This is a genomic window from Enterobacter cloacae complex sp. SHL020 (assembly GCF_049236945.1).
GTDB classification, from domain to species: domain Bacteria; phylum Pseudomonadota; class Gammaproteobacteria; order Enterobacterales; family Enterobacteriaceae; genus Enterobacter; species Enterobacter dykesii.
The window spans coordinates 1-22,866 of the sequence record NZ_JBMKJF010000005.1; the positions used below are offsets into that span (position 1 = coordinate 1).

The following is a 22,866-nucleotide window of genomic DNA, read 5'->3' on the forward strand; positions in this document are numbered from 1 at the left end:
AACTCTTCAATTTAAGTTTGATGCTCGTGAATTAAACTTCGTAATGAATTACGTATGTTCACTCAGAGACTTGGTATTCATTTTTCGTCCGGGGACGTTAAGAATCCATGTCACTTTGAGTGCCCACACAGATTGTCTGATAAATTGTTAAAGAGCAGTGCCGCTTCGCTTTTCGCTGCGGCGCGGGGTGTGCATATTACGCTTTCCCGCTTCAGAGTCAAGCGTATATTTTCGCTTTTCTCTGCTGACCCGGCGGCGTGTGTGCCGTTGCTCCGTGTCAGTGGAGGCGCATTATAGGGAGTTATTCCGAAGCCGCAAGGGTAAAGTGAAAATTATTTACTGACCGCTCACTTTCCAGGCAATATTTACTCCAGACCTCAATTTTCGCCTGGTTTTTAAACAAAAACGAGCCGCAAGCGGCTCGTTTTTGCGTTTTGTGACTTACTGCACTGCCACAATCCGATCGTCGTTGGCTTCCAGACGGATAACTTTGCCCGGAATCAACTCTCCGGAGAGGATCTGCTGCGCCAGCGGGTTTTCGATCTGCTGCTGGATAGCACGTTTCAATGGACGCGCACCGTACACCGGGTCGTAACCATTTTCGCTCAACAGCTTCAGCGCCTCGTCGGAGATATGAATTTCATACCCACGCTCTTCCAGACGTTTGTAAAGACGCTGCAGCTGTATCTGCGCAATCGACGCAATGTGTTTCTCACCCAGAGGATGGAACACCACCACTTCATCAATACGGTTGATGAACTCCGGACGGAAGTTATGGCTGACGACACCGAGCACCAGATCCTTCATATGGCTATAGTCCAGTTCACCGAAACGTTCCTGAATCAGATCGGAACCCAGGTTCGAGGTCATGATTACAACCGTATTACGGAAGTCGACCGTTCTCCCCTGCCCGTCTGTCAGACGACCATCGTCCAGGACCTGAAGCAGAATGTTGAACACATCCGGGTGCGCTTTTTCCACTTCATCCAGCAGGATGACGGAATAAGGGCGACGGCGAACCGCTTCCGTCAGATAACCACCTTCTTCATAACCGACGTATCCCGGAGGCGCACCAACCAGACGCGAAACAGAGTGTTTCTCCATAAACTCGGACATATCGATACGCACCATCGCATCGTCGCTGTCGAACATAAAGTTAGCCAGCGCTTTACACAGCTCGGTCTTACCGACGCCGGTTGGCCCCAGGAACAGGAACGAACCAATCGGGCGGTTTGGATCCGACAGCCCTGCACGGCTACGGCGAATGGCGTTGGAAACCGCCTCAACCGCTTCGTTCTGGCCAATCACCCGATTATGGAGATCCTGCTCCATGCGCAGCAGTTTTTCACGCTCGCCTTCCAGCATGCGCGCCACCGGAATACCGGTCCAGCGAGCAAGCACTTCCGCGATTTCTGCATCCGTCACTTTATTACGTAACAGACGCATCGTTTTCCCTTCTGACTGCGTCGCTATCTCAAGCTGTTTTTCCAGCTCAGGAATTTTGCCGTACTGCAGTTCAGACATCCGCGCCAGATCGCCGACACGGCGAGCCTGCTCAATGGCAATTTTTGCCTGTTCGAGTTCAGCTTTGATGGTCTGCGTACCGGAAAGGGATGCTTTCTCGGCTTTCCACTCTTCTTCCAGCTCAGAATACTGGCGCTCTTTATCGTCCAGTTCTTCATTGAGCATATCCAGGCGTTTCTTACTGGCTTCATCAGACTCTTTCTTCAGCGCCTGCTGTTCCAGCTTGAGCTGAATGATGCGTCGATCGAGTCTGTCCAGCTCTTCCGGCTTCGAGTCAATCTGCATACGAATGCTCGACGCCGCTTCATCAATCAGGTCGATCGCCTTATCCGGCAGCTGACGGTCAGCAATATAACGGTGCGAAAGCGTTGCCGCCGCAACGATGGCCGGGTCAGTGATCTGCACGTGGTGGTGCAGTTCATAGCGCTCTTTCAGACCACGCAGGATCGCGATGGTATCTTCAACGCTTGGCTCAGCAACAAACACTTTCTGGAAACGACGTTCCAGCGCAGCATCTTTCTCAATGTACTGACGGTACTCGTCGAGCGTGGTGGCACCGACGCAGTGAAGTTCACCGCGTGCCAGAGCAGGTTTCAGCATGTTCCCGGCATCCATCGCGCCGTCGGCTTTACCTGCACCAACCATGGTGTGCAGCTCATCGATAAACAGGATAACGTTGCCTTCCTGCTTCGCCAGATCGTTAAGCACGCCTTTGAGGCGCTCTTCAAACTCGCCGCGGTATTTCGCACCGGCCACCAGCGCGCCCATATCCAGCGCCAGTACGCGGCGACCTTTCAGGCCTTCCGGCACTTCCCCGTTGACGATACGCTGCGCCAGCCCTTCAACAATAGCGGTTTTACCGACACCCGGTTCACCAATCAGCACCGGGTTGTTTTTGGTACGACGCTGCAGTACCTGAATCGTACGCCGGATTTCTTCGTCACGGCCGATAACCGGGTCAAGTTTGCCCTGTTCAGCACGCTCGGTCAGATCGACCGTAAATTTCTTCAAAGCCTGACGTTGGTCTTCGGCTCCCTGATCGTTCACGCTTTCACCTCCGCGCATTTTCTCAATCGCCTGAGTCACATTGGCGGTGGTCGCACCGGCAGATTTCAGCAGGTCGGTCAAGGTACCGCGTGATTCAAGCGCCGCCAGAACAAACAGCTCTGACGAAATAAAGTTGTCCCCACGTTTTTGCGCCAGCTTGTCGCAAAGGTTAAGCACGCGCACCAGATCCTGAGAAGGCTGAACGTCGCCGCCGGTACCTTCTACCTGCGGTAAACGGCTCAGCGCCTGATCGATAGCGGTGCGTAACTGGCCAGCATTAATGCCAGCGGACGTTAATAAAGGACGTACCGATCCCCCTTCCTGATTCAGCAAGGCGCTCATTAAATGAAGAGGTTCGATAAATTGGTTGTCGTGCCCCAGTGCGAGGGACTGGGCATCGGCGAGAGCAAGCTGGAATTTATTGGTAAGACGATCCAGACGCATAACTCCTCCCATAACAGGTCAAATTTGCTACTGGAGATTAAATGAGGTCATCCCTCAATTATTCAAGGTTAATGACCTGAATTATGTGAAAAGAAAACGGCACGTACCGGATCGTCTTGATTCTTTAGGTTATATCAGCCAAATGAAACTTGCCATACGCCCCGTGGTCTTGTCGCGACGATAGGAGAAAAAATCACCCTTTTCGGTGAATGTGCAGCGATCGCCGCCGAAGATCTGCGTCACGCCGACGTTATTCAGGCGCTGACGGGCAAGTTGATAAATATTGGCCAGATATTTTTCTCCAACGGGTTTGAAGGCATTAACGGCTTGCGGATCTTTCTCCATAAACGCTTCACGAACCTCCGGGCCCACCTCAAATGCCTGAGGACCAATTGCCGGGCCAAGCCAGGCAATTATATTGTCAGGGGAATCTTTGAAACAGGCGACGGTCTCTTCGAGCACGCCTTCACACAGACCACGCCAGCCCGCGTGTGCTGCTGCCACCTCGGTACCCGCACGGTTACAAAACAGAACCGGCAGACAATCGGCGGTCATCGCGGCACAAACGTTTCCCGGAGTATTACTGTAAGAGGCATCTGCGCGTTTAGAAGCATAGGGTTCTCCCGTCAACTTCAGCACCGCGTTACCATGAACCTGTTCCAGCCAGACCGGTTTCGACGGCAAGTTCCCCGCAGCAAACAAACGTCTGCGGTTCTCTTCAACGTGTTCCAGGCTGTCGCCACAGTGCGCACCGAGGTTCAAAGACTCCCACGCGCCCTGACTAACACCGCCAATACGGGTTGAACTGCAGGCAGCCACGCCTTCAGGCAATGGCCACTCCGGGACAATCAGTTTGGTCATAACCAGTCCACTTGATCCTTATGTTCTTCGAAATCAGCACGCATGGCGTCGATAAGATCCACCATATCCTGCGGGATAGGCGCATGCCACTCCATCTGAATACCGGTGATAGGGTGGTAAAGACGCAGCATGGTCGCGTGCAGCGCCTGACGATCGAATTTACGCAATACGCTGATGAACTCATCCGATGCGCCTTTAGGCGGACGCGGGCGGCCCCCGTAGACCTGATCCCCCACCAGCGGATGGGTAATGTGGGCCATATGCACACGGATCTGGTGAGTACGTCCGGTTTCCAGACGCAGACGCAGGCGCGTATGAATACGGAAGTGCTCCATAATGCGATAGTGCGTCACCGCCGGTTTACCCATCGGATGCACCGACATATGGGTACGTTTGGTTGGGTGACGGCTGATTGGCTCTTCCACCGTTCCGCCAGAGGTCATATGCCCAATGGCTACCGCTTCATACTCGCGGGTGATTTCGCGCAGCTGCAGCGATTCCACCAGACGGGTCTGAGCTGGAACGGTCTTCGCCACTACCATCAAACCGGTGGTGTCTTTATCCAGACGGTGCACGATGCCCGCGCGCGGGACATCCGCGATCGGCGGATAATAATGGAGAAGTGCGTTAAGTACCGTACCATCAGGGTTCCCCGCGCCCGGATGTACAACCAGGTCGCGCGGCTTGTTGATCACCAGAATGTCATCATCTTCATAGACGATGTCCAGTGGGATATCCTGCGGCTCGAAGCGGATTTCCTCTTCGATTTCAGCATTGATGGCGACAGCTTCCCCACCTAACACTTTCTCTTTTGGTTTGTCCCAGATCTTGCCGTTTACCAGCACGCGCTGGTCAAGGATCCATTCTTTTATGCGTGAACGCGAATAATCAGGGAACAATTCGGCCAAAGCCTGATCTAAGCGTTGACCGAGCTGATTTTCGGAGACTGTTGCGGTGAGTTCTACTCGTTGTGCCATAAACTGCTTCTTCGTTTAACGTTGGGTTTTACGGCTTTGCCGTTTAATATAGTGTGCTATTGTAGCTGGTCTTAATCGGGAGCAGGAACAGAGTTTCTCCCGGACAAACATTTGAGGAAAGTCAAAACGTCATGACGCGCATGAAATATCTGGTGGCAGCGGCCACGTTGAGCCTGGCTTTGGTGGGCTGCTCCGGTTCAAATGAACAGGTCCCTGACAATCCGCCGAATGAAATCTATGCGACTGCACAACAAAAGTTGCAGGACGGTAACTGGAAACAGGCGATAACGCAACTGGAAGCGTTGGATAATCGCTATCCATTTGGTCCATATTCGCAGCAGGTACAGTTAGATCTCATCTACGCATACTATAAAAATGCCGACCTGCCGCTGGCTCAGGCAACTATCGATCGTTTCATGCGTCTGAACCCGACTCATCCTAACATCGACTACGTGATGTACATGCGCGGCCTCACCAACATGGCGCTGGACGACAGTGCGCTGCAGGGCTTCTTCGGCGTGGATCGTTCCGACCGTGACCCGCAGCATGCGCGTGATGCCTTCAATGACTTCTCCAAGCTGGTGCGCGGCTATCCGAACAGCCAGTACGTGACCGACGCCACCAAACGTCTGGTGTTCCTGAAAGATCGTCTGGCAAAATATGAATACTCCGTAGCGGAATACTATACCCGCCGCGGCGCATGGGTTGCCGTGGTTAACCGCGTAGAAGGTATGCTGCGTGATTACCCGGATACTCAGGCAACGCGCGACGGCCTGAAGCTGATGGAAAATGCCTATCGTCAGATGCAGATGACCGCTCAGGCTGAAAAAGTGGCGAAAATCATCGCCGCGAACAGCAGCAACACCTGATCTTGCCTCAATGCAAAACGGCAGCCCGAAGGCTGCCGTTTTTTTATTCATTTTAGCGCGTCGCTGAAGCGCTTAAGCCCCAACACATCCAGTCAACTATGGCCCCAATTTTTTCCTTCGACAAGGTAAATCTCACCTCTTCCTGCCCTGCCTCACAAAAAAGATTCCCTGACAAAAACCGACAAAATAACGTGATCTAAATCACACATTTTGACATTAGGTCGGGTATGCTGGAATCACCAAGACGGAAAGACAAGAGGTAAAATTTATGACAATGAACATTACCAGTAAACAAATGGAAATTACTCCGGCAATCCGCCAGCACGTCGCAGACCGTCTCGCCAAACTGGATAAATGGCAAACTCATTTGATTAATCCACATATCATCCTGTCCAAGGAGCCGCAGGGTTTCATCGCTGACGCAACTATCAATACTCCAAACGGCCATCTGGTCGCCAGCGCAAAACACGAGGATATGTACACCGCAATTAACGATTTGATCAACAAGCTGGAACGGCAGCTCAATAAAGTGCAACACAAAGGTGAAGCCCGTCGCGCCACGACGTCGGTGAAAGACGCCAGCTTCGCGGAAGAAGTTGAAGAAGAGTAATCCTTTAAATTGAGTGTACCGCCAACGCGCCTCCGGGCGCGTTTTTTGTTTTTTATTGACAGGGTGAAAACAGTACGGGTACTTTAACGGTATCAATCACAGGATGACTTCATGAAACTTACGCCGTTCTTCTTCGCATTCTTTTTTACCTTCCCCTGAACGGGAGGCGTTTCGTCGTGTGATAAAGAATGCGAAGACGAACAACAAGGCCTCCCACACCGGGGGGCCTTTTTTATTGATAACGATAAAATGAGACCGACAACACTATGACACCGGAAAACCCGTTACTGGATCTGCGAGTAAAAATCAGCGCGCTGGATGAGAAACTGCTGGCGCTGCTGGCCGAACGCCGCGCGCTTGCCGTTGAAGTGGGCAAAGCCAAGCTGGATTCCCATCGTCCGGTCCGTGATATTGACCGCGAGCGGGATCTGCTGGAACGTCTTATTCAGCTCGGCAAAGCGCATCACCTCGATGCCCACTACATTACCCGGTTATTCCAGCTCATCATTGAAGACTCCGTTCTCACCCAGCAAGCGCTGCTCCAGCAGCATCTGAACAAAACCAATCCACACTCTGCGCGTATCGCCTTCCTCGGTCCGAAAGGATCTTATTCTCACCTGGCCGCACGTCAGTATGCCGCACGCCATTTCGAAGAATTTATTGAGAGCGGCTGCGCGAAGTTTGCCGACATATTTAATCAGGTTGAGACCGGCCAGGCGGATTACGCCGTCGTACCGATTGAAAACACCAGCTCCGGCGCCATCAACGACGTTTACGATTTGCTGCAACACACCAGCCTGTCGCTGGTTGGCGAGCTGACGATCCCAATCGATCACTGCGTGCTGGTCTCCGGATCAACCGACCTGAGCAAGATCGAAACGGTTTACAGTCATCCACAGCCGTTCCAGCAGTGCAGCCAGTTCCTGAACCGCTATCCGAGCTGGAAAATTGAGTACACCGAAAGCACCTCGGCGGCGATGGAAAAAGTGGCGCAGGCTAACTACCCAACCGTCGCTGCTCTCGGCAGCGAAGCGGGCGGGGCGCTGTATGGTTTACAGGTGCTGGAACGCAACCTGGCGAACCAGACGCAAAATATCACCCGCTTCGTGGTGCTGGCCCGCAAGGCAATCAATGTATCAGACCAGGTGCCGGCCAAAACCACGCTGCTGATGGCGACCGGCCAACAGGCCGGTGCGCTGGTTGAAGCCCTGCTGGTACTGCGTAACCACAACCTGATCATGACCAAACTGGAATCACGCCCTATCCACGGTAACCCGTGGGAAGAGATGTTTTATCTTGATATCCAGGCCAACCTGGAGTCTGCTTCCATGCAGAAGGCCCTGCGCGAACTGGGCGAGATCACGCGCTCCATGAAGGTGCTGGGCTGCTATCCGAGCGAAAACGTCGTCCCGGTCGATCCAACCTAACGTTCGATAAAGCGGCTTTTCTTCATCCCTGCCACGTTCACCGGCAGGGTGAAGATGGCGCCGGAGAGCGGATACTTCGCCACCTCGTCCGCATCCATATTTTCCCGCGTGGTGGTAATAAACAGCGTTTTCATGTCATCGCCGCCAAAACAGACCATCGTCGGGCAACGTACCGGCATGCGATATTCTTCCAGCTGTTCCCCTTGCGGAGAAAAACGCGCAATACGCCAGCCGTCAAACAGCGCGCTCCAGTAGCAGCCTTCCACATCCATCGCCGCGCCGTCCGGTATCCCTTCGCCCTCTTTAAACTGACGAAACACCTCACGCCTGCCGGGTTCGCCCTGCTCATCAAGCGGCGTACGGTAAATAACGCCATTTGGCGTATCTGAAGTAAACATCCACTGCTTATCCGGGCTAAACGCTAAGCCGTTGTGGCCGTGAATATCACACTGGATCACTTTCGGCGTCAGGTCGTTGTCGATGCGCATCAGCAGGGCACCGTTGTAATCTCCCGGCCCCCAAAACGTGCCCGCGTAGAATCGTCCCAGAGAATCGGTGCCGCCGTCGTTAAAGCGTGCGAGCTGTGGGTTAGAGGGGTTATCGCACACCTTGCGCTGCAGGAGGCCATGCTTATCGGCAAGCCAGATGCCATTACGCATGGCGACGATAAACCCGCCGCGCTCCCGCAGCGCGAAACAGCCCACCTCTTCATGGAAAGAAAGCACAGTGTGTTCTTCCGTTGGCAGATGGTAGCGGTGGATCTCCCCTTCCAGAATATCGGCCCAGTAGAGCGCGTGCTCTTCTGCGCTCCACGTCGGGCATTCAGGCAAATGCCCGGTGTAATTCAACAGCAGCTGCGGTTCAGCCATGACAGTTCCCCAAAATAAAAAAAGCCAGCATTGCTGTTTTAATTTTAGACGCAATCCCATGAAACAAAAGGATTTGTTTCTTACGATGTCCACACGTCGTCCACACATCGAAAAAAAGCGTCCACGGACGCACACCAAACCCCGCTTTTCTGCGGGGTTTTTTACATCTCATTTGCAGATCGTTTTGATGGGTAAAAGTCGCAGCGTTTTGCAAAAACTAAATTATCCCCAACAGTCCGCCAGCCAGCGCCGTGCATGGCCTGACCGCATTACCTTTTAAAAAACCAGACAACCGCCGCTCACATTTGATCGTGACGGAAAGTAAAACGATCCTTTTAAAAACATCATGTTAACCAATCGGTTAGGCGCTGACTGGTCGGCAACTTTTGCAAAGCGCTGCAAATCCTTGCGCGGTGTGCAAACGCCAGCAGACCGCAGAAGCCCAGCGGTGGCGCGGGCTGACGGGTTGCTTTGCGCAAAAATTCTTTTGCAAAATTTTTATGATCCAAATACCGCAGGCGGGTGCGGTGTAGCGCCGTTTCCGTCTCGGATCCGCTTCCGTCTGCGCTCTGTCGCTTCGTCTCTGGGGCGTGGTTAAACGAACGCAAAAAAGGCCGAACGGTGTCGGCCTTATGTTTCTGCGCTTGCTGTGGGGCGTTCTGTGGCGTCTGGTGACGTGATGGTTTTCGCCTGCGTTTTGTCAGGCAATAAGGGGGCTGTATTTAGCTTTCAAAGCGTTGGTTTTTTCGGCGGTTCCGGTGAACTGCGATGCCTGCCCGCTGGCTCCCGTGTTGGGGTGCGTATGGGTCGCACATAACTGCGCCAGTTCGCGGACAACGTCCAGGGTGTCTGTCAGCAACGTCAGGACGTTGGTTTCCTCGCTGCCCAGCTTAACGGAATCCCCGATCAACTGCTGCGCTGCGGCAACGCTTTTTTTAATGCCTGCGATTTTCTCGTTAAGCGCTCCGCCGATAGTGACGTCGGCGTTACCCTGGATGTTGTCTTCCAGCTTGCCGCCTACATCGCGTTTTACGTTCTGGCCCACACTGACAGAATTGTCTTTGCTGCAAGTCACCGTCAGGTTGCCAGACGTGCCGACGCTGTAATCACCCTCGCTTACATGCACAACCGCACCGGCCAGAAGTGTGGCCGTTCCCAGCACGGTTGTTTTATCCGTGGCCTGGACTGTTGTTTCACGGGCAACCAGCTTTCGCTTTTCATCATCTGCGGTCACTTCCCGCGTCATGGATGTTTCGCTTATCGCCTGGTCGGTCTGGCGCACCCAGTCACCGGCAACGGTAACGCGCTGTGATACCCCATCGCGCTGTTGCTGTAACTGTTCGCCAGGCTTAACCGCTGGCAGGTTATGCCCCTGCGGCATGATCTGACGAATAAACGGTTTATCCTGTCGGCCCTCCACGAAACCAATCTCAACCAGCGTGCCAGGCGGCGGAAACTGAAACATTCCCGATTCACTCCCGGCCATTGGAACCGGCAGCGGCACAGCGGAATAAACCGGCGTGTTGGCCGCCGCGTTGCCGTCTTCATCCAGCAGTTGCAGATCCACAGCGTAACGGGGCCGGAATGGGTCCGCGATGTTACCCCCTGAAACGTCTTCGCTTGGCGCTTCTACCCTGGCGAGTTTTGGCAAATGCAGCCCGGAAGCCAGTTCCGGGTATACGCTTTCTATCTGGCGCTGAATCGGTGATTTTTGCAGTGGCTTGCCGGTTGCCTTATTGCGTGGCAACCAGGTGATTGTCATATCGTCATTGTTAAGCTGAACCTGGCTTAAGCGCTGGCCGTTGACCTCAACACCGGGGCGCAGGCTCTGGATCATCGGCACAACCATTGAATTACCGGCTGCGGATGCCTGGCTAAATTCGTGTGGGATCTCCACTGGCTTACCGGCAAAAAGGCTATGCTCTGCTGCGCCGGTAAAGACGGCCCCGTCCGGCAACTGATACCAGACATAATCTTTGATTGAGAAAGCCCGCCCCAGGCTGGCTAATAGCTGATAGCCGGTTCCGCTGTGGGTAAAGTGCGGGATAGGTTTATCCGCATAAGCCGCACCGGCAGGCGGTGCCACGGTTAACCCGCTTTGCTCCGTTAACCAGTCAGTGATCTGGCGTAACGTTGGGTGCTGGAACGAACACGGCCACAGCTTATCGAACACCCCGACAAGCTCACGCACGAACAACCGGCAGGCTCCATTATCAGCAGGCTGCGACCGCTCAACATAGCCGGTGAACCAGCGCAGGACCAGCCCGTCATAACCCACATCGACCCGAACCAATTTGCCGGTGTAATCCATTTCAGTGCTGGCCGTGATGAATCCACGCCCGCAGGCGTTTTGCTCAAGCACGATATTGCAGTCCACCATGTGGACCGGGTCACTGGACAGGAAAAGGCGTTTAATTGGTTTCATGCTTTACCCCAGCGCATCATTGACGGGTTTCAGGACTTTTTCTTCAAACCAGCTCATTTTGTCGGCTGGTTCATCTGCCGCTGCGCCACCTTTACCCCCCGCGCCTGTTTGCTTCGTGCTGGCGGTTGCGTTGCCTTTTCGTGCCTGGCGTTTTTCCGGCACGCTGTTTTTTTCCCGCAGCGTGAAACTGACCTGCCAGGCGAGGCGGTCTTCCTGGGGAACGGCATCAATCTGACCGGTAAAGGTGGCTTCGCGGAAGTTGATTGCGGTTGCCGTGGCATTGGCGACGCGATAAGTTTTCAAGGCTCCGCTGGCCTCTGTAGCGGATGCCAACTGGAAAAGGCGCTGTAAAACTGCCTCGTCGTCAAACGTCACCAGGCCCGACACGCGCAATTCTTTGGCTTTGATGCCCTGTTCGGAATTGGTCGTGCTCGATGTCTGGCCTGACTGGTCTTTTTCCTGAAATTGCATAGAAGGGGAAACCAGCATGTTTTGCATCGCGATCCCTTCACCATTAAGCGCGAGTAGTGCGGTCTGGCTCATTAATCATCTTCCCCAAATCTGCAAGCGAATCACCGATAAACATCATTGCCGCTGTATGCACGGCGGTTGCCTGCGGTATGTCTTTTAGCAATTCAATAGCCGCCATTCTGTGATTGCCGGTGTAACTGAATGACCAGGCTTTCGCGCTGGCCCCTTTCAGGTCTTCAAGCGACTGACTAACCGAAGAAAGCAGGCCAGCACGCGCCTGGACGAATTCGGCAATTTGTTTTTTCAGCCCTTCGGTTGTCGTGCTGACAGCGGCAGCTAGCTGCGCGGTGGCAACCCGCTGCGCGTTCACCGCAAGGCGGTTTGTCGCGACGGACAGCGGCGCGGCGACCGGCAGCGAACTGGATTTCGACGGCAGTTGCATTTTAACCGTGCTAAGTTCGGCCGCCGCAGCCGCCATGCGGCTAACCTGGGTAAATGCGGGCGCAGGAAATACCGTGGCAAGCCCGTTCAGGGCTTTCATAAATCCATCATGGGTATTTTCGGCAATCATCATCACGATAACGTCACCGCTCCCGCTGCTGGTTGCCAGCTTCCCCGCCAGATAGCCCAGGGCATTAGCCGGACTCAGATACCCCCCTGAATCTGCCGACTGACCCAGACCATAAACCCACGGATGCGCCGGGATGATTGAGCAACTCAACCCCGCCATATCGTCGGCAATTTTAATAACTGAATCACGCCACATCTTCGGGAGGCTCCGGCCATTCGGGCCTGGTGGTATCAACCCGGTTTAATAAAACGCGGTATTTTCTCCACTCCGGCAGGTTTTTTTCCTCTTTATTGGTCGCCATACCCAGATCAACGGCATCCTGAAGCGTGGCAATCACGTTATTCGCCTGGTTTAATAACTCCAGCTTTTTACGTTCTGCCTCTGCCTCATAATCAATAGGCGCGGCAATGATCTCCCCACCATCAAAAAGAAATGCGCCGCCTAATGCTTTCTCGCCCGCTGCGGTAAATTCATCCGGTACACTCTCCGGCGCGACTTCAACGACAATCTGATTAATCGGGAAAATCGCGCTTGCATCATAAGAGAAATGGATAATTTCTTTCGTGTCAGGGTTAAATGATACCTTTAGCGTTTCCTGTGAAAGCGTTTTAAGCCACAAATACCAGTCATTGCCGTTATCATCTTTCAGGAAAACAATATTCACCTCTGGCGATTTTGCAACGTAATATAATTCGAGTTCCTCCGGTGATAGTTTGGCTACCTTCGCCGGGGTGTATTTCCCCCACTTATCTAATGGGTCATATTTTTTAAACACTCCAGATTGCTTCGTCATTAAGCCACCCATGCTGTGTACCAGTTTCCGCCGATGTTATATTGAAGAGAACGATATTGTACCGCCGTGTAATTCGTTTTTTGCTGCACAGCAGTAACTACCGTTCCGTTAGGCGCATACGCAAATTCGTTATCATTATTTCCGTTTGTGGCGACTCCTGCTGATGCCAGCCTAAGCCCCCCTTGCAGGAAGTTAGCGATAGTCCATGATGTTGTTGCATAAGCGCTTAAATTTGGGGGGTTGTTCGAAGAATAAACCCGCACACCCGGAGTATCGAAAACGCCAGCGCCAGCTACCAATTTGTCACCTGCGGAAATTGCACCGGAAGATATTAAATTACCATTCTTATCTATTCTTAGGCGCGTATATCCGTTGTGCTGAAATACTAAACCGTTTGTGCCGGTGCTTCCGTCGCGGGTGATGCCGACTGTAAATTTTTGACCGTACCAGTTAAATTCAACACCTGACACAACCCCACCATCACCTGCCCGTACATTATAAAGGGCAGACATATTTGATTCTGTAGGCAAGGTTTCAACTCTTCCCAGCTTGAATGTGGCGTTATAATCACCTCCATTCGCTGACACCGCACCAATATCTGACGGTGTAGGTTTATTGGCTGAGTCATACTGTTTTGCCCAGGGTGTCCATGCGCCATTATAAAAAATCCGGATATATGAGCGTGAATCAGCATAAATCCGATATACCTGCGTAACACCTGCATGTTTGTAAACTTCAAGCGACCCTGCCACCGTTTCGGGATAGTTAGTTCCAGCTTGCGCCTGCGCATTGGATGACTGGTAATATAATCCCGGTGTAGTAAAGCTATTCAGATCGGCAGCATTCCCAATCAGCACGGCCTGACCATTAAAAATGTCCTGCGAAGTGATATTGATATCTTCTGTCAGCGCTCGCCCGTTAACCTTCCGCCCTGACGGCACGCGGCCATTTGCGTTGTCATTAGCAGCTTTTACCGCTTTCGGTGTTGCGGCTTCCGTTTCTGATTCGCTATCGACTGCGCTACTTAGCTTTGTAAATCCCTTTTCGGTAGTGGTCGCGTCAGGGTGATTTCGTGATTTTTCATGCTCTTTGATTGACTGGTCGTTAAGGGAGCCTTTCGGGCGCAGATCGGTAATATTGCCGCTTGCGTCGATGCTCGCCACGGCAAACACATAATGCTGGCTACCGTTTTCCACATAATCGGCATGACTCGCAGCCACAGTAATTTTGCTCTTTACAGCCCATTCGCTTGTCAGCGTTCCCGACCAGGACACATCCAGCCAGACCTTTACCGGCCTGGCCGAAACGGTGATGTTCTGATTCTCGGCCAGTTCTGCACGTAGCCCGGCAACGTAGCCCGCACCTTTTGTTACGTAATATTGTGCGCCACTTTTGGCGACCAGATAACCGCTATCAAAAAATGCCGCCATACCATAAAGATCGATATTCTCCCGGCGCTGACGTTCGTCAATTGCCGCCAGTCGTGCGGTAAAGTCAATCTGCCAGGTTTCTGCTGGCGTGGTGATATTGGTTGCCGACTCAGCCCCGCTATACTCCATAAGCATGGAACGGACCAGGACGTTACCTTGTTGCCCGCTGGCGTTCTTAATTTTGCTCTGGGTAGGGGCGTGAATAATCATCGCCAGCGCACCGGTTGCTTTGTTCGCCAGACCGATCCAGTTGAAATTAAAGTCGCCGACGTCCGCACCCAGAGTGACGGAATACACAACGGAATTCGCATTAACCACGCCTGATTTGCTCACCGCCTGGCGATGGACGATTTTATCGGCAGGTGGCAACCCCTCTGTATTCTCAACCGGCTTTGTCACATCCAGATCGGGAATATAGGCGAAAATAAATTCATCCAGATTAACCGGCTGATTATCAATTGCCTGTTGGGCTTTCCACTCTGTGAACGCTTTTGTAATGACTGTCTGAGCCATAATTCCTTTACTCCAACCTTGCGCTAAATGTCGCGCTTAACTCGTTTTGCACATCGCCCAGGGTCGCAGGCCAGCAAACATAATCACCCTGATACCATCCAACATTGATATGCAGCGGCATGGTGGTGATCACTTCAAACTGATAACGGCGGCAGGTCCGACCATACTTGCGGATAATCTCCAGCAGGAGATCGCTGTTATCCGCTATCTGGCTATCAGTGACGCGGACGGTAATCACGTCCCAGTCCATCCCCTCCTGGCGTTCCAGTAGTTCGACATACCCGATCCCGAGCCGCTCAAAAATGGCAATAAACCCCGCCACCTCGCCCGCCTGCTGCGCATTGATAAAGGCGTAGCTGACTCGTTTACGAAACAGGCTTAACGGCTCACCTTTAAAGCGGGTGATATCACGTTCCCATGCGATCAGGTTCAACACTGGCTCGACGCAGGTCAGCGGGTCGAACTGCCTCAACGGCCAGGTGATCCACTCGTAAACCTGCAACCAGAATTTCACGCAGGCACGCAGCAGTCGCGCGGGGTCGCCACGGCCCATCCATGACGGCAGCTTCAACCCGGCCAGCAGTCTGGCAAACTCAGTCATTGAGGATCTCCACTGATAAGGAGGCCAGACGCGGGACCGATAATTCGCTGACAATATCTGTCAGTGAAAAACTCAGTGAATCTATGACCGGGAATGCTTTGTGAATCTCCCGGCCCAGGTTCGAAAAGGAATAACGCGAATACGGCCACGTCTTTTTAACGTCGTAATTGGCGTTTTCCCTGAATGCGCACCGGATCAAATCTGAAACCCCGCTTTCTAAGTGGCTCAGTTCTTCCGGCTCCATATTTTCTTTGCTTTCCACATACACCTTTACCGCCAGCGCGTGGGTCGTTTCCGGCATCGCGTAGCACTGCAAATCATCGCCGTGGCCGTGGTGACCCTGGGAGTTAACGTAATCGTTAACCGCATCAATAAAGGGCTGCGACGTTTCCCCACTATCCAGTAGCAGGTAGGCATTTGCGGTTCCCGGTCCGCGCGGGGCGTCATGCAAAAAGAAAATGCGATCAATGCTCAATCCCACAACACCCGCAATCATGCTGCGGTATATGGCATCGGTGTGGTAATTGCCCACCAGGTTGAACTGGTTGCGCGTTCTGTCGCGTAACTCGTCGTCGCTTTCCTCGTCTGCGCCCGGTGTGATCAACCAGTCTTCCTCATTCACTGCGCTGGCGATACCTGCAACGGCCACGGGCAAAATACGAAAATATCCCGGCGCAAGGTTGTAACCGCTGCCGGTGTCGGTCGCGGTAACGGGAACAAGCCCGCTTTCAAGACCCGCCCCCAGTGTCGTGTCTTCGTTGACGGCCAGCACATAGATCACGCCGTTGATTCGCTCCGTCTGAATCAACGTGCCGGCAGGCACGATCACAACGTCCGAAGGATTTGTCTTGTAAAAGCGGATTACCCCTGCGGCAGCGCTTGCCGGTTTCGGGGTGATGTTCACCGCCCAGGCGAGCAAGCGCAGCATTGCACCCGTGGCGGTTGCCACAAACATGTTTCGCAGGACGACATTGATTAGCGCAGCCTGCAACCACAGCACGGGTGTGGTGACAATTTTCGAAATCAGACGCCAGAACGGTGACATTCGGGAAGTATTGGTAATAAATCCCTCAGCCTTAACCGTCTCTTTAAACACGGCTGTGATTTCCGCTTCCGTCGTTGGCATCCCGCTGTCACTCAGGACTTTTTCGAAATCAACTTCCGGTTTCTCAGTCATAATTCACCTCCGTGCCAACGCTGCCGAAATCGTAGGTTTCAGCGGTGACATACAGCCGCGTGATACTTTCTTCTGTGATCACAATCGTGCCGGGGACCAGACGTTCGTCACTTTCAACCAGTAGCGATAGCTGGGTCAGCGCGTCGCCTCGCATGGTCGGGCTTCGTTCACCGATCAGGCGCGTGGTGATGCCGCTTTCCAGAATGCTGTGGATTATGTCCTGGGCTATGCTGTCGCGGTTATTGCACCGCTGCGGCTCGTTGCCACTGTCCAGCGTGAAATCGCCGTCAGTGATCAAAAGGTCGATGTATAACGGTTCGGTACTCATCCGGCGTTAAGCTCCTGCCATTCGGCCAACTGGGCCGGGGTGATTCCATTCGGGGCGTTGATATAGGTATCGCCCCACGTCTTGCGGCTATCCACAACGGTTTTACTGTCGGTTTTTACCTGCCCCATCAGGCCGCCACGCGGGATATCTGCATTAACCGTGTTACCCGTCAGCAAGGACGGGCCGTTCAGTTTTGGCGGCGCTCCGGCTCCCGCAGGCGGGGATACGTTTTTCAGATCGATATTGACGCCGGGGATTTTGTTTAGCTTTTCCGCAATCCAGTTATAGGTGGATGCAAACGTACTTTTCAGGACGTCAAAAAGCTTGCTGAATACACCGCCGATGGTGTCCGCGAATCCTTCAAATGTGGCGAGTGGTGAAAGACCGGCGAAGAACGCAACCACAGAATCCCAGCCGTCAGTGATGGATTTCCAGACGTCAGAAAAGACCTGGCCCACCTGACCGGCAACATCCATCACCCATGCAAAAGCCTCGGTATTCATTACCGCCGCTTTCAGCTCCTCCCAGTGATTCACTACATACCAGACACCCAGCGCCAGCAATGCCAGGGCGGCAATAATCAGGGTGATCGGACTGGTCAGCAGTTGCATGGCCACACCGGCAAACATGGTCGCAACGCCATAAATGCGCATGGCAACCGCACCGGCTTTTAACACAACGTTCCAGGCGGCCAGCGCGACACGACAAACGCCGGTCCACAGGGCTAACAGCTTTGACTGGATCCACAGTGCGGCCAGCCCGATGCGGGTTGTAAGCAATGACGGGCGCAGCAAGTTAAGGGTCCATAACAGGGCTTTCCATACATTGCCCAGACCTTTGGCGATACTGGTCAGGCCCGTCATCGTGAAACCAAAGATGCCCATCACGATATTGGTTGCCGCACCGGCCAGCCCGAAGGACAGCACGCCCAGGGTGATATAACCCAGCCAGCGGGCAATGTTGGGGAACATCTCCAGCCAGCGGGCAAATTTTGCCCCCACGTCGGCGACACGGTTCATCATCGGCGTAAGGATAGGGATCAGCGTATTACCCAGCGCGACGCGCATCGCGTAAAACGTCGCGACGATGCGTTCCCACGGCTTCGCCATACGTTCGGCCATTTCCTGGGCGCGCTTCATGCCGTCATTGCGCCCCAGTTCTGCGATGCTGCGATTTAAATCATTCTGCTGGCCGTACAGCTTTTTAATAACATCAGCACCGCCGCCGAAGGCCGCGTCCAGCGCCTGCTGGGCTTTGACGTTCCCTTCAATGCTGGCCCCGTATTTGTCCTGCAACTTTTGCAGGATGTCGCCCATAGGCAGCATTTTGCCGGTCGCATCTACAAAGCTCATGCCCAGCTTTTCAGCCGCTGCCGGTGCGCTTCGCAAAAACTGCTCGTAAATGCCGCTGGACTCCGTGCCCAGGGTGCGCGAAAGCGTACCCAGCACCGCGAACTGTTCATCCATGCTGACGCCAAAATCAGCACCGGCGTTTTTGGTCCCCTCGATAAGCTCCTGCATGGTCTGCATTTTCACGCCGAAGTTTTGCACCATGTACGCCGTTTTACCGGCCAGTTCTTCGGCAAATTTCACATGCCCCAGGCTGGACAGTTCCGCGTTGAAACGGGATGCCATCGCGCCGATATATTCGCCCGCTTCCTCGCCGCTGGCCTTAACGCCTGCCGCCAGGGTGTTGGCCGCCACTGTCACGCGTGGCAGATCTGCATCGCTCAGGCCGGACATTGCGCCTTTCATCGCATAGCTGGAATTCACCACATCAACCGCGCTTTTACCGTAGCGCATGCTGAATTTCAGGACTTCGCTGGACAGCCTTTTCAGCGTGTCTTCTGCTACGCCTTTGGCGCCCACTTCGGAAAGCGCAGCATTCATTTCATACGCGGGGCCAACCACGCCCGCGATGGACTGGGCAACACCCCAGACCGCCGCCGCACCGATGCCGATCTTTGCAAAAGACGCCTGCGATTTTTCGGCAAAGCCAGTCAGCGAAGACTGGGCCGTTTTTAGTGGCCGCGTCAGCTTATCAATCAGGCTCAGCGTAAAATCCAGGTGACTCATATCAGCTTCCGTTTAGTGCAATGGCGATACCTTCCGCCGTTTTATTCGCCCTGGTTTTGGCGAAATACTCGTCCAGCCAAAGGGCGCGGGCGATGCTTTCTTCGTCGTCGGGTTCATGCGGGAGGTAGTAGCGGCGAAGGGCAAGGTATTGCTCCAGCCCGTTCGTGCGAATGGCCGCCACCCGCGCCGCTAGTTTTTTACTTCGATCTCAAGCTTCGGCGAGTAAATCTCATTAACCTTCTCGACGATCTGCATTTCACAGCCTGGGTAATCTTCCATCAGCTTGTTTAATGCCTCTTTGGATTCGGCATCAACAATGCGGCCCAGATAGGTGACCATCGGCGCAACTTTGTTGGTCATGGTCATTTCGTTAATCAGGTTGTTGTAAGCGGTTTTGTTTGGCTCAAAGCTCAGGCTGACGCCCGCAACGGCCAGGGCAATTTTTTTAGAATCAGACTTGCTCATTTTGTTAAATCCTTACGTTGTCGAATGATGCCCACCAGGGCGTTATGTCTTACGGCGCAATCGGTGTACATCTGCCGATAGGCAGTTAACGCCGCGTCAAAGTCGTTACCGGTTGGCCCTGCCAGTCTGGGCAGATTCACCGGGCAAAGCGTTAGCTGGTTTTCCTGATAATGCTCGCTCGGCGCGATCTGCACTTTCGTTGAACAACCGGACGTAATCATCAGAAGCGCAAACGTTGCTAAATACCGGCTTGATGATTTCGGTGCGAATTTCCCGTTCCGTGTGGATCTCATTACCTTTTAGCTCCGCGATTTTTGCTTCCAGCGCTTCACCAGACTGCCGCGTCACTTCGGCGACAATCTGGCGGGTTTGCTCTGCCGATTCGTTGGCGGCCAGCTTTAGCTTTGCGTCGTGCCAGTCGTGCGCCTGCCACCCTGCTGACATGGCAGCAATCAGGATCAGCAGCAACCCCAGCAAATTACGCATCAGCGCACCCCGTTATGCTCAAGGGAAAAATGATTGCCGTCCGGCTTACTGAAACGGCCACCCCATGAGCCGCCGATTGATTCCCAGTATTCGCCCAGCGGGCGATAGGCGGCGCTGTCGGTCTGGTACTCCCCATTGATAAACAGGTTGAAATCCACGGCCAGGCGCTGGGTATGCAGGCTGTTTGCAATACCGCTGCCTTTTTTGGCATTTAGCGCGGCCTGCTCAGGCGTGCGGTATGCCTCGCCAAACGTCAGGCGGTAGCCTTTTTCCTCCGCGAAGTGGATCAGATTTGCGATCATCACGGTGAAAAGCTGTTGTTTTTCACTCAGTTTCATGGCGTTTGCTTCCCCATCGTTTAATCCAGTATTCCGCGAGGCGTTTTAAACCCGCCTCGATAAAGGCGCTCCCCAGGATGCCCAGGGCGCAGGCAATGCCCACGACAACCAGTTCCGGCATATCGGGAAATTTCAGCAGCGGGATTGCGGCGAGCGGGGCCACCGCAGCCCCCAGAATCATCCGCCCGACCAGCAGGCGGGTTGTGATCTGCTCACTGCTGACCATCAGTTGCCCCAGGCCGATCACGGCCCCGATCAGCAGCAGCTTTGCCAGCAGTGATGTTTCTCCATTTGGCATCTTGTTAACCTTTCAGATCGCGGGTGTCGCGGGCTGACAGGTACGGAACGCCGTCAATCGCCATAAAGTCGGGGCTGGTCACCATGAATTTAATTTTCTTCGTGGTTTTGCTGGCCTCGTTGGGGTTGATGTTGACGATGTCAGACAGCGCGGGAACGCAGCCAAACACCTCGATTTTTTCTTCGTCGTCTCCGGCGTTCGCATAGAACAAAAAGTCCTTTGCGGGGATGCCGCGCCACGAACCGGCAGCGCGGGCCACGGCGGTGAATTTTTTAAAATTCTGGGAATCGACTTCGATTTCCACATCCGCCGACACCGATCCCTTTGTGTGGCCGTTCGGAACGCCACGCGTTTGCGCCACGGCGCTGTTATCCGTAATGGTGACGGTTGCGTTTTCGACGTGAATCATGACGCCGTCATAGTTCACATCGAACGAACCGCCGCTAATGCGTTCTCCGCTCATGCCTGATTCTCCAGTGATGAATCCAGTTCGATGCTGACGCCGATTTCCTTCGCGCTCTCATACGGGCGGACAATCAAATAAATCTGCACCGCAACGCTACTGATCCAGGTGATAGTGACGTCGCCATCTTTTGGCGGTTTCACTTCACCGGGGAACTCCACGCCGTTGATCTGCGTTGCAATCGACATTTCGCGCAGCGGCTTGCCGAAATAGGTTTCATGCGCCGCAATGCTGCCCGGTGTGCTGTTAAGCGAGCGATCCGCGATTTTTGGAATGGCGCGTAAACGGACGCGGCGGGATGCCTTATCCACGACGCGGACGTTTTCAATGACCTGATAATCGCCGCCCTCAACATCCAGCGTGCGACCGTCTGACCAGTAAATCCCGTCATAGTCGTGATACCACATCGGCACGCTGAAGCGGTTTGCCTGCAATCCCTGCAAGACGGCCAGATCAATTTCTTGCCCGGTTCCGTCTTTCGGCAGGTCGTCACTGCCCAGCGCAGTGACCGCGCCGGTTGCTACACGGGCCGGACTGTCTGCGACGGTCACCGCACGGTTGCACAGGCGACCGGCGAGAACGCCCGGTTCGTTGCCCCACAGTCGCGGCACAAGCTGGACGCCAGGCGATGCGATACCGTTTTCAAGCGCAGCCATGCGCGTCTGGTAATCCGCCCAGGATTCGTCTTCCTCCGGGCCACCCACAGACAGCACAAACCAGACAAAGCGCCCGAATTTAGCCTGTAAGGTCGTTCGCATTTCTGTGGCGCGGCTGATGGTCGCTTTTTCAGTCACATCAACCGCCAGGACAACCCCTTCAACGGATGCGACGGACTGGGCAGCCGTGACGGCTTTCATCCACGCATCATCGAATTTGTAGTCTGCATTGTCTGGATCTGGCTCAGGCATGACATGCACATAAGCAAACCAGTTCTGACCGGCGTTATTGGCGGCTGCGGCCACAATCCGCTTTAACAGGCTGTCGGTATCGCCCAGCGCCTTATCCAGATCGGTATCGGTGTTGACCGCCTGGGTTTTGTCGGTGTTGGTGTCACCGTAACCGACATACAGGACAACGCGTTCGATATCGTTCGTCGTGCCGTTGTAGCGGTTTTTCTGACTAACTGTGACATTCGGCCACGTCATTTTTACCCCCTGATATCCTGCGCGTTGACGTCCCAGCCGAAGCCGATTGCCTGCATTTGCCGCGCTATGATTTGGTTAAATTCGTCGTTACTGACACCCAGAAAAACGCGGCCCGGTATGTCTATGGTCCATGTGCGTTTGGCCGGTGTGCCTTTCAGCTTGCGGATAACCAGCCCGGCCTGCGCCATGCTCATGGTTTCCATGATTTGTTTGCTGGACGGCTTCACCCAGCGCTTGCCCTTGCGGACCTTGTACCCCAGCGCCCGCAGCCGCTTTGCCTGGCGCGGCAGCGCTGGCTGATTCGTCTGCGGTTTACGCGGGGCGTTGCTGGCTTTCATCTGGATCCGCGCACCGTCCTGCTGGACCGCGCCGACCAGACCCGCCGCGACGGGCTTATTTCCGTTGCGATAATTACCGCCTTTTAGATAAACCCGGACGCCCTGAATTTCCGGCATTTCCCGGACGGCCAGCAGCTTGGGCAATCCCTTTAGCATCTTTCCTTTGCCGCGCTTACGTGGTTCCCACGGCGTGCCGTCCGGGGCCGCCTGCTGGCGCTGGTGACGTTTGGCGGCCGTAATAATTCCCAGCTTTGCGACACGCCACAAAAGGCGCTGGCGCTTCCGTGGTGGCAGGTCAGCTTTTGCCAGCGCTTCGCGCAT

General features: G+C 54.1%; 25 protein-coding genes and 1 other annotated feature. Of the genes, 4 read left to right on the top strand and 21 right to left on the bottom strand.

Annotated features, from left to right (window positions below; all coding sequences use genetic code 11):
* Positions 1-441: 441 nt before the first annotated feature.
* The 3 genes from clpB to rluD all read right to left on the bottom strand — a co-directional run bounded on the left by clpB (position 442) and on the right by rluD (position 4,853).
* On the bottom strand, positions 442-3,015 hold the full coding sequence (gene clpB / locus ACOTZB_RS13770; RefSeq protein ID WP_023308864.1) for an ATP-dependent chaperone ClpB: 2,574 nt from the start codon (positions 3,013-3,015) through the stop codon (positions 442-444).
* 129 nt (positions 3,016-3,144) lie between these two features.
* Positions 3,145-3,876 carry a purine nucleoside phosphorylase YfiH gene (yfiH, locus tag ACOTZB_RS13775; RefSeq protein ID WP_421627452.1) on the bottom strand — a complete coding sequence of 244 codons (732 nt, stop codon included), beginning with the start codon at positions 3,874-3,876 and terminating at the stop codon, positions 3,145-3,147.
* Positions 3,873-4,853, bottom strand: a complete 981-nt coding sequence (gene rluD, locus ACOTZB_RS13780; protein WP_023308866.1) for a 23S rRNA pseudouridine(1911/1915/1917) synthase RluD — start codon at positions 4,851-4,853, stop codon at positions 3,873-3,875. Before rluD ends, yfiH begins: the two co-directional genes overlap by 4 nt.
* Before the next feature lie 131 nt (positions 4,854-4,984).
* Here rluD and bamD point away from each other — a divergent pair, with 131 nt between their 5' ends.
* From bamD to pheA, 4 genes are all read left to right on the top strand, one after another.
* Complete coding sequence (gene bamD / locus ACOTZB_RS13785; RefSeq protein WP_023308867.1) at positions 4,985-5,722, top strand: outer membrane protein assembly factor BamD; 738 nt, start codon at positions 4,985-4,987, stop codon at positions 5,720-5,722.
* A 268-nt stretch (positions 5,723-5,990) separates the two neighbouring features.
* Complete coding sequence (raiA, locus tag ACOTZB_RS13790; RefSeq protein WP_008502470.1) at positions 5,991-6,332, top strand: ribosome-associated translation inhibitor RaiA; 342 nt, start codon at positions 5,991-5,993, stop codon at positions 6,330-6,332.
* A 110-nt stretch (positions 6,333-6,442) separates the two neighbouring features.
* Positions 6,443-6,568 (top strand) — a sequence feature (Phe leader region).
* Positions 6,444-6,491, top strand: a complete 48-nt coding sequence (gene pheL, locus ACOTZB_RS13795) for a pheA operon leader peptide PheL (RefSeq protein ID WP_100249759.1) — start codon at positions 6,444-6,446, stop codon at positions 6,489-6,491. Its footprint overlaps the feature before it by 48 nt.
* A gap of 30 nt (positions 6,569-6,598) precedes the next feature.
* The gene (pheA, locus tag ACOTZB_RS13800) at positions 6,599-7,759 is read left to right on the top strand and encodes a bifunctional chorismate mutase/prephenate dehydratase (RefSeq protein ID WP_421627455.1); all 1,161 of its coding nucleotides are present in this window, start codon (positions 6,599-6,601) and stop codon (positions 7,757-7,759) included.
* On the opposite strand, the gene ACOTZB_RS13805 is transcribed toward pheA, so the two are convergent.
* The 18 genes from ACOTZB_RS13805 to ACOTZB_RS13890 all read right to left on the bottom strand — a co-directional run bounded on the left by ACOTZB_RS13805 (position 7,756) and on the right by ACOTZB_RS13890 (position 22,866).
* Complete coding sequence (locus ACOTZB_RS13805; RefSeq protein WP_193805810.1) at positions 7,756-8,628, bottom strand: SMP-30/gluconolactonase/LRE family protein; 873 nt, start codon at positions 8,626-8,628, stop codon at positions 7,756-7,758. The two genes, pheA and ACOTZB_RS13805, sit on opposite strands and share 4 nt — an antisense overlap.
* 700 nt (positions 8,629-9,328) lie before the next feature.
* Positions 9,329-11,053 carry a hypothetical protein gene (locus ACOTZB_RS13810; RefSeq protein WP_421627458.1) on the bottom strand — a complete coding sequence of 575 codons (1,725 nt, stop codon included), beginning with the start codon at positions 11,051-11,053 and terminating at the stop codon, positions 9,329-9,331.
* A 3-nt stretch (positions 11,054-11,056) separates the two neighbouring features.
* A complete protein-coding gene (locus ACOTZB_RS13815) occupies positions 11,057-11,596 on the bottom strand; it encodes a hypothetical protein (protein WP_032638393.1) in 540 nt (179 codons plus the stop codon).
* Positions 11,568-12,290: a hypothetical protein gene (locus ACOTZB_RS13820; protein WP_421627459.1), complete on the bottom strand. Its 723-nt coding sequence runs from the start codon at positions 12,288-12,290 to the stop codon at positions 11,568-11,570. Before ACOTZB_RS13820 ends, ACOTZB_RS13815 begins: the two co-directional genes overlap by 29 nt.
* Positions 12,280-12,888: a tail fiber assembly protein gene (locus ACOTZB_RS13825; RefSeq protein ID WP_421627460.1), complete on the bottom strand. Its 609-nt coding sequence runs from the start codon at positions 12,886-12,888 to the stop codon at positions 12,280-12,282. The genes ACOTZB_RS13820 and ACOTZB_RS13825 overlap by 11 nt, the downstream gene beginning before the upstream one ends.
* Entirely contained in the window at positions 12,888-14,831 is a 1,944-nt protein-coding gene (locus tag ACOTZB_RS13830) for a phage tail protein (RefSeq protein ID WP_421627462.1), read from the bottom strand. Before ACOTZB_RS13830 ends, ACOTZB_RS13825 begins: the two co-directional genes overlap by 1 nt.
* Positions 14,832-14,838: 7 nt before the next feature.
* Positions 14,839-15,432: a phage tail protein gene (locus tag ACOTZB_RS13835; RefSeq protein WP_421627463.1), complete on the bottom strand. Its 594-nt coding sequence runs from the start codon at positions 15,430-15,432 to the stop codon at positions 14,839-14,841.
* Positions 15,425-16,609, bottom strand: a complete 1,185-nt coding sequence (locus tag ACOTZB_RS13840; RefSeq protein WP_421627464.1) for a baseplate J/gp47 family protein — start codon at positions 16,607-16,609, stop codon at positions 15,425-15,427. Before ACOTZB_RS13840 ends, ACOTZB_RS13835 begins: the two co-directional genes overlap by 8 nt.
* Positions 16,602-16,937, bottom strand: coding sequence for a DUF2590 family protein (locus ACOTZB_RS13845; protein WP_032638403.1), 336 nt, complete (start codon positions 16,935-16,937; stop codon positions 16,602-16,604). The genes ACOTZB_RS13840 and ACOTZB_RS13845 overlap by 8 nt, the downstream gene beginning before the upstream one ends.
* A complete protein-coding gene (locus ACOTZB_RS13850; protein ID WP_421627465.1) occupies positions 16,934-19,012 on the bottom strand; it encodes a phage tail tape measure protein in 2,079 nt (692 codons plus the stop codon). The genes ACOTZB_RS13845 and ACOTZB_RS13850 overlap by 4 nt, the downstream gene beginning before the upstream one ends.
* Before the next feature lies 1 nt (position 19,013).
* Positions 19,014-19,193: a DUF6890 family protein gene (locus ACOTZB_RS13855; protein ID WP_032638407.1), complete on the bottom strand. Its 180-nt coding sequence runs from the start codon at positions 19,191-19,193 to the stop codon at positions 19,014-19,016.
* Between the two features lie 8 nt (positions 19,194-19,201).
* Positions 19,202-19,477 (bottom strand): putative phage tail assembly chaperone, encoded by a 276-nt coding sequence (locus ACOTZB_RS13860; protein WP_032638410.1) that lies wholly within the window; start codon positions 19,475-19,477, stop codon positions 19,202-19,204.
* Between the two features lie 105 nt (positions 19,478-19,582).
* Positions 19,583-19,963, bottom strand: a complete 381-nt coding sequence (locus tag ACOTZB_RS13865) for a hypothetical protein (protein WP_048962608.1) — start codon at positions 19,961-19,963, stop codon at positions 19,583-19,585.
* Positions 19,963-20,301 (bottom strand): M15 family metallopeptidase, encoded by a 339-nt coding sequence (locus ACOTZB_RS13870; protein WP_049027674.1) that lies wholly within the window; start codon positions 20,299-20,301, stop codon positions 19,963-19,965. Before ACOTZB_RS13870 ends, ACOTZB_RS13865 begins: the two co-directional genes overlap by 1 nt.
* A complete protein-coding gene (locus tag ACOTZB_RS13875; protein WP_048962605.1) occupies positions 20,288-20,599 on the bottom strand; it encodes a holin in 312 nt (103 codons plus the stop codon). The genes ACOTZB_RS13870 and ACOTZB_RS13875 overlap by 14 nt, the downstream gene beginning before the upstream one ends.
* A gap of 4 nt (positions 20,600-20,603) precedes the next feature.
* Positions 20,604-21,062: a phage protein gene (locus tag ACOTZB_RS13880; RefSeq protein WP_421627467.1), complete on the bottom strand. Its 459-nt coding sequence runs from the start codon at positions 21,060-21,062 to the stop codon at positions 20,604-20,606.
* On the bottom strand, positions 21,059-22,207 hold the full coding sequence (locus tag ACOTZB_RS13885; RefSeq protein ID WP_421627469.1) for a DUF2586 domain-containing protein: 1,149 nt from the start codon (positions 22,205-22,207) through the stop codon (positions 21,059-21,061). The genes ACOTZB_RS13880 and ACOTZB_RS13885 overlap by 4 nt, the downstream gene beginning before the upstream one ends.
* A 2-nt stretch (positions 22,208-22,209) precedes the next feature.
* On the bottom strand, positions 22,210-22,866 hold the full coding sequence (locus ACOTZB_RS13890) for a hypothetical protein (RefSeq protein ID WP_421627643.1): 657 nt from the start codon (positions 22,864-22,866) through the stop codon (positions 22,210-22,212).

Coding starts and splice junctions, on each gene's coding strand:
- clpB (WP_023308864.1), bottom strand. CDS start 3,015: ATGCGTCTGGATCGTCTTACCAATAAATTCCAGCTTGCTCTCGCCGAT.
- yfiH (WP_421627452.1), bottom strand. CDS start 3,876: ATGACCAAACTGATTGTCCCGGAGTGGCCATTGCCTGAAGGCGTGGCT.
- rluD (WP_023308866.1), bottom strand. CDS start 4,853: ATGGCACAACGAGTAGAACTCACCGCAACAGTCTCCGAAAATCAGCTC.
- bamD (WP_023308867.1), top strand. CDS start 4,985: ATGACGCGCATGAAATATCTGGTGGCAGCGGCCACGTTGAGCCTGGCT.
- raiA (WP_008502470.1), top strand. CDS start 5,991: ATGACAATGAACATTACCAGTAAACAAATGGAAATTACTCCGGCAATC.
- pheA (WP_421627455.1), top strand. CDS start 6,599: ATGACACCGGAAAACCCGTTACTGGATCTGCGAGTAAAAATCAGCGCG.
- ACOTZB_RS13805 (WP_193805810.1), bottom strand. CDS start 8,628: ATGGCTGAACCGCAGCTGCTGTTGAATTACACCGGGCATTTGCCTGAA.
- ACOTZB_RS13810 (WP_421627458.1), bottom strand. CDS start 11,053: ATGAAACCAATTAAACGCCTTTTCCTGTCCAGTGACCCGGTCCACATG.
- ACOTZB_RS13815 (WP_032638393.1), bottom strand. CDS start 11,596: ATGAGCCAGACCGCACTACTCGCGCTTAATGGTGAAGGGATCGCGATG.
- ACOTZB_RS13820 (WP_421627459.1), bottom strand. CDS start 12,290: ATGTGGCGTGATTCAGTTATTAAAATTGCCGACGATATGGCGGGGTTG.
- ACOTZB_RS13825 (WP_421627460.1), bottom strand. CDS start 12,888: ATGACGAAGCAATCTGGAGTGTTTAAAAAATATGACCCATTAGATAAG.
- ACOTZB_RS13830 (WP_421627462.1), bottom strand. CDS start 14,831: ATGGCTCAGACAGTCATTACAAAAGCGTTCACAGAGTGGAAAGCCCAA.
- ACOTZB_RS13835 (WP_421627463.1), bottom strand. CDS start 15,432: ATGACTGAGTTTGCCAGACTGCTGGCCGGGTTGAAGCTGCCGTCATGG.
- ACOTZB_RS13840 (WP_421627464.1), bottom strand. CDS start 16,609: ATGACTGAGAAACCGGAAGTTGATTTCGAAAAAGTCCTGAGTGACAGC.
- ACOTZB_RS13845 (WP_032638403.1), bottom strand. CDS start 16,937: ATGAGTACCGAACCGTTATACATCGACCTTTTGATCACTGACGGCGAT.
- ACOTZB_RS13850 (WP_421627465.1), bottom strand. CDS start 19,012: ATGAGTCACCTGGATTTTACGCTGAGCCTGATTGATAAGCTGACGCGG.
- ACOTZB_RS13860 (WP_032638410.1), bottom strand. CDS start 19,477: ATGAGCAAGTCTGATTCTAAAAAAATTGCCCTGGCCGTTGCGGGCGTC.
- ACOTZB_RS13865 (WP_048962608.1), bottom strand. CDS start 19,963: ATGCGTAATTTGCTGGGGTTGCTGCTGATCCTGATTGCTGCCATGTCA.
- ACOTZB_RS13870 (WP_049027674.1), bottom strand. CDS start 20,301: ATGAAACTGAGTGAAAAACAACAGCTTTTCACCGTGATGATCGCAAAT.
- ACOTZB_RS13875 (WP_048962605.1), bottom strand. CDS start 20,599: ATGCCAAATGGAGAAACATCACTGCTGGCAAAGCTGCTGCTGATCGGG.
- ACOTZB_RS13880 (WP_421627467.1), bottom strand. CDS start 21,062: ATGAGCGGAGAACGCATTAGCGGCGGTTCGTTCGATGTGAACTATGAC.
- ACOTZB_RS13885 (WP_421627469.1), bottom strand. CDS start 22,207: ATGACGTGGCCGAATGTCACAGTTAGTCAGAAAAACCGCTACAACGGC.
- ACOTZB_RS13890 (WP_421627643.1), bottom strand. CDS start 22,866: ATGCGCGAAGCGCTGGCAAAAGCTGACCTGCCACCACGGAAGCGCCAG.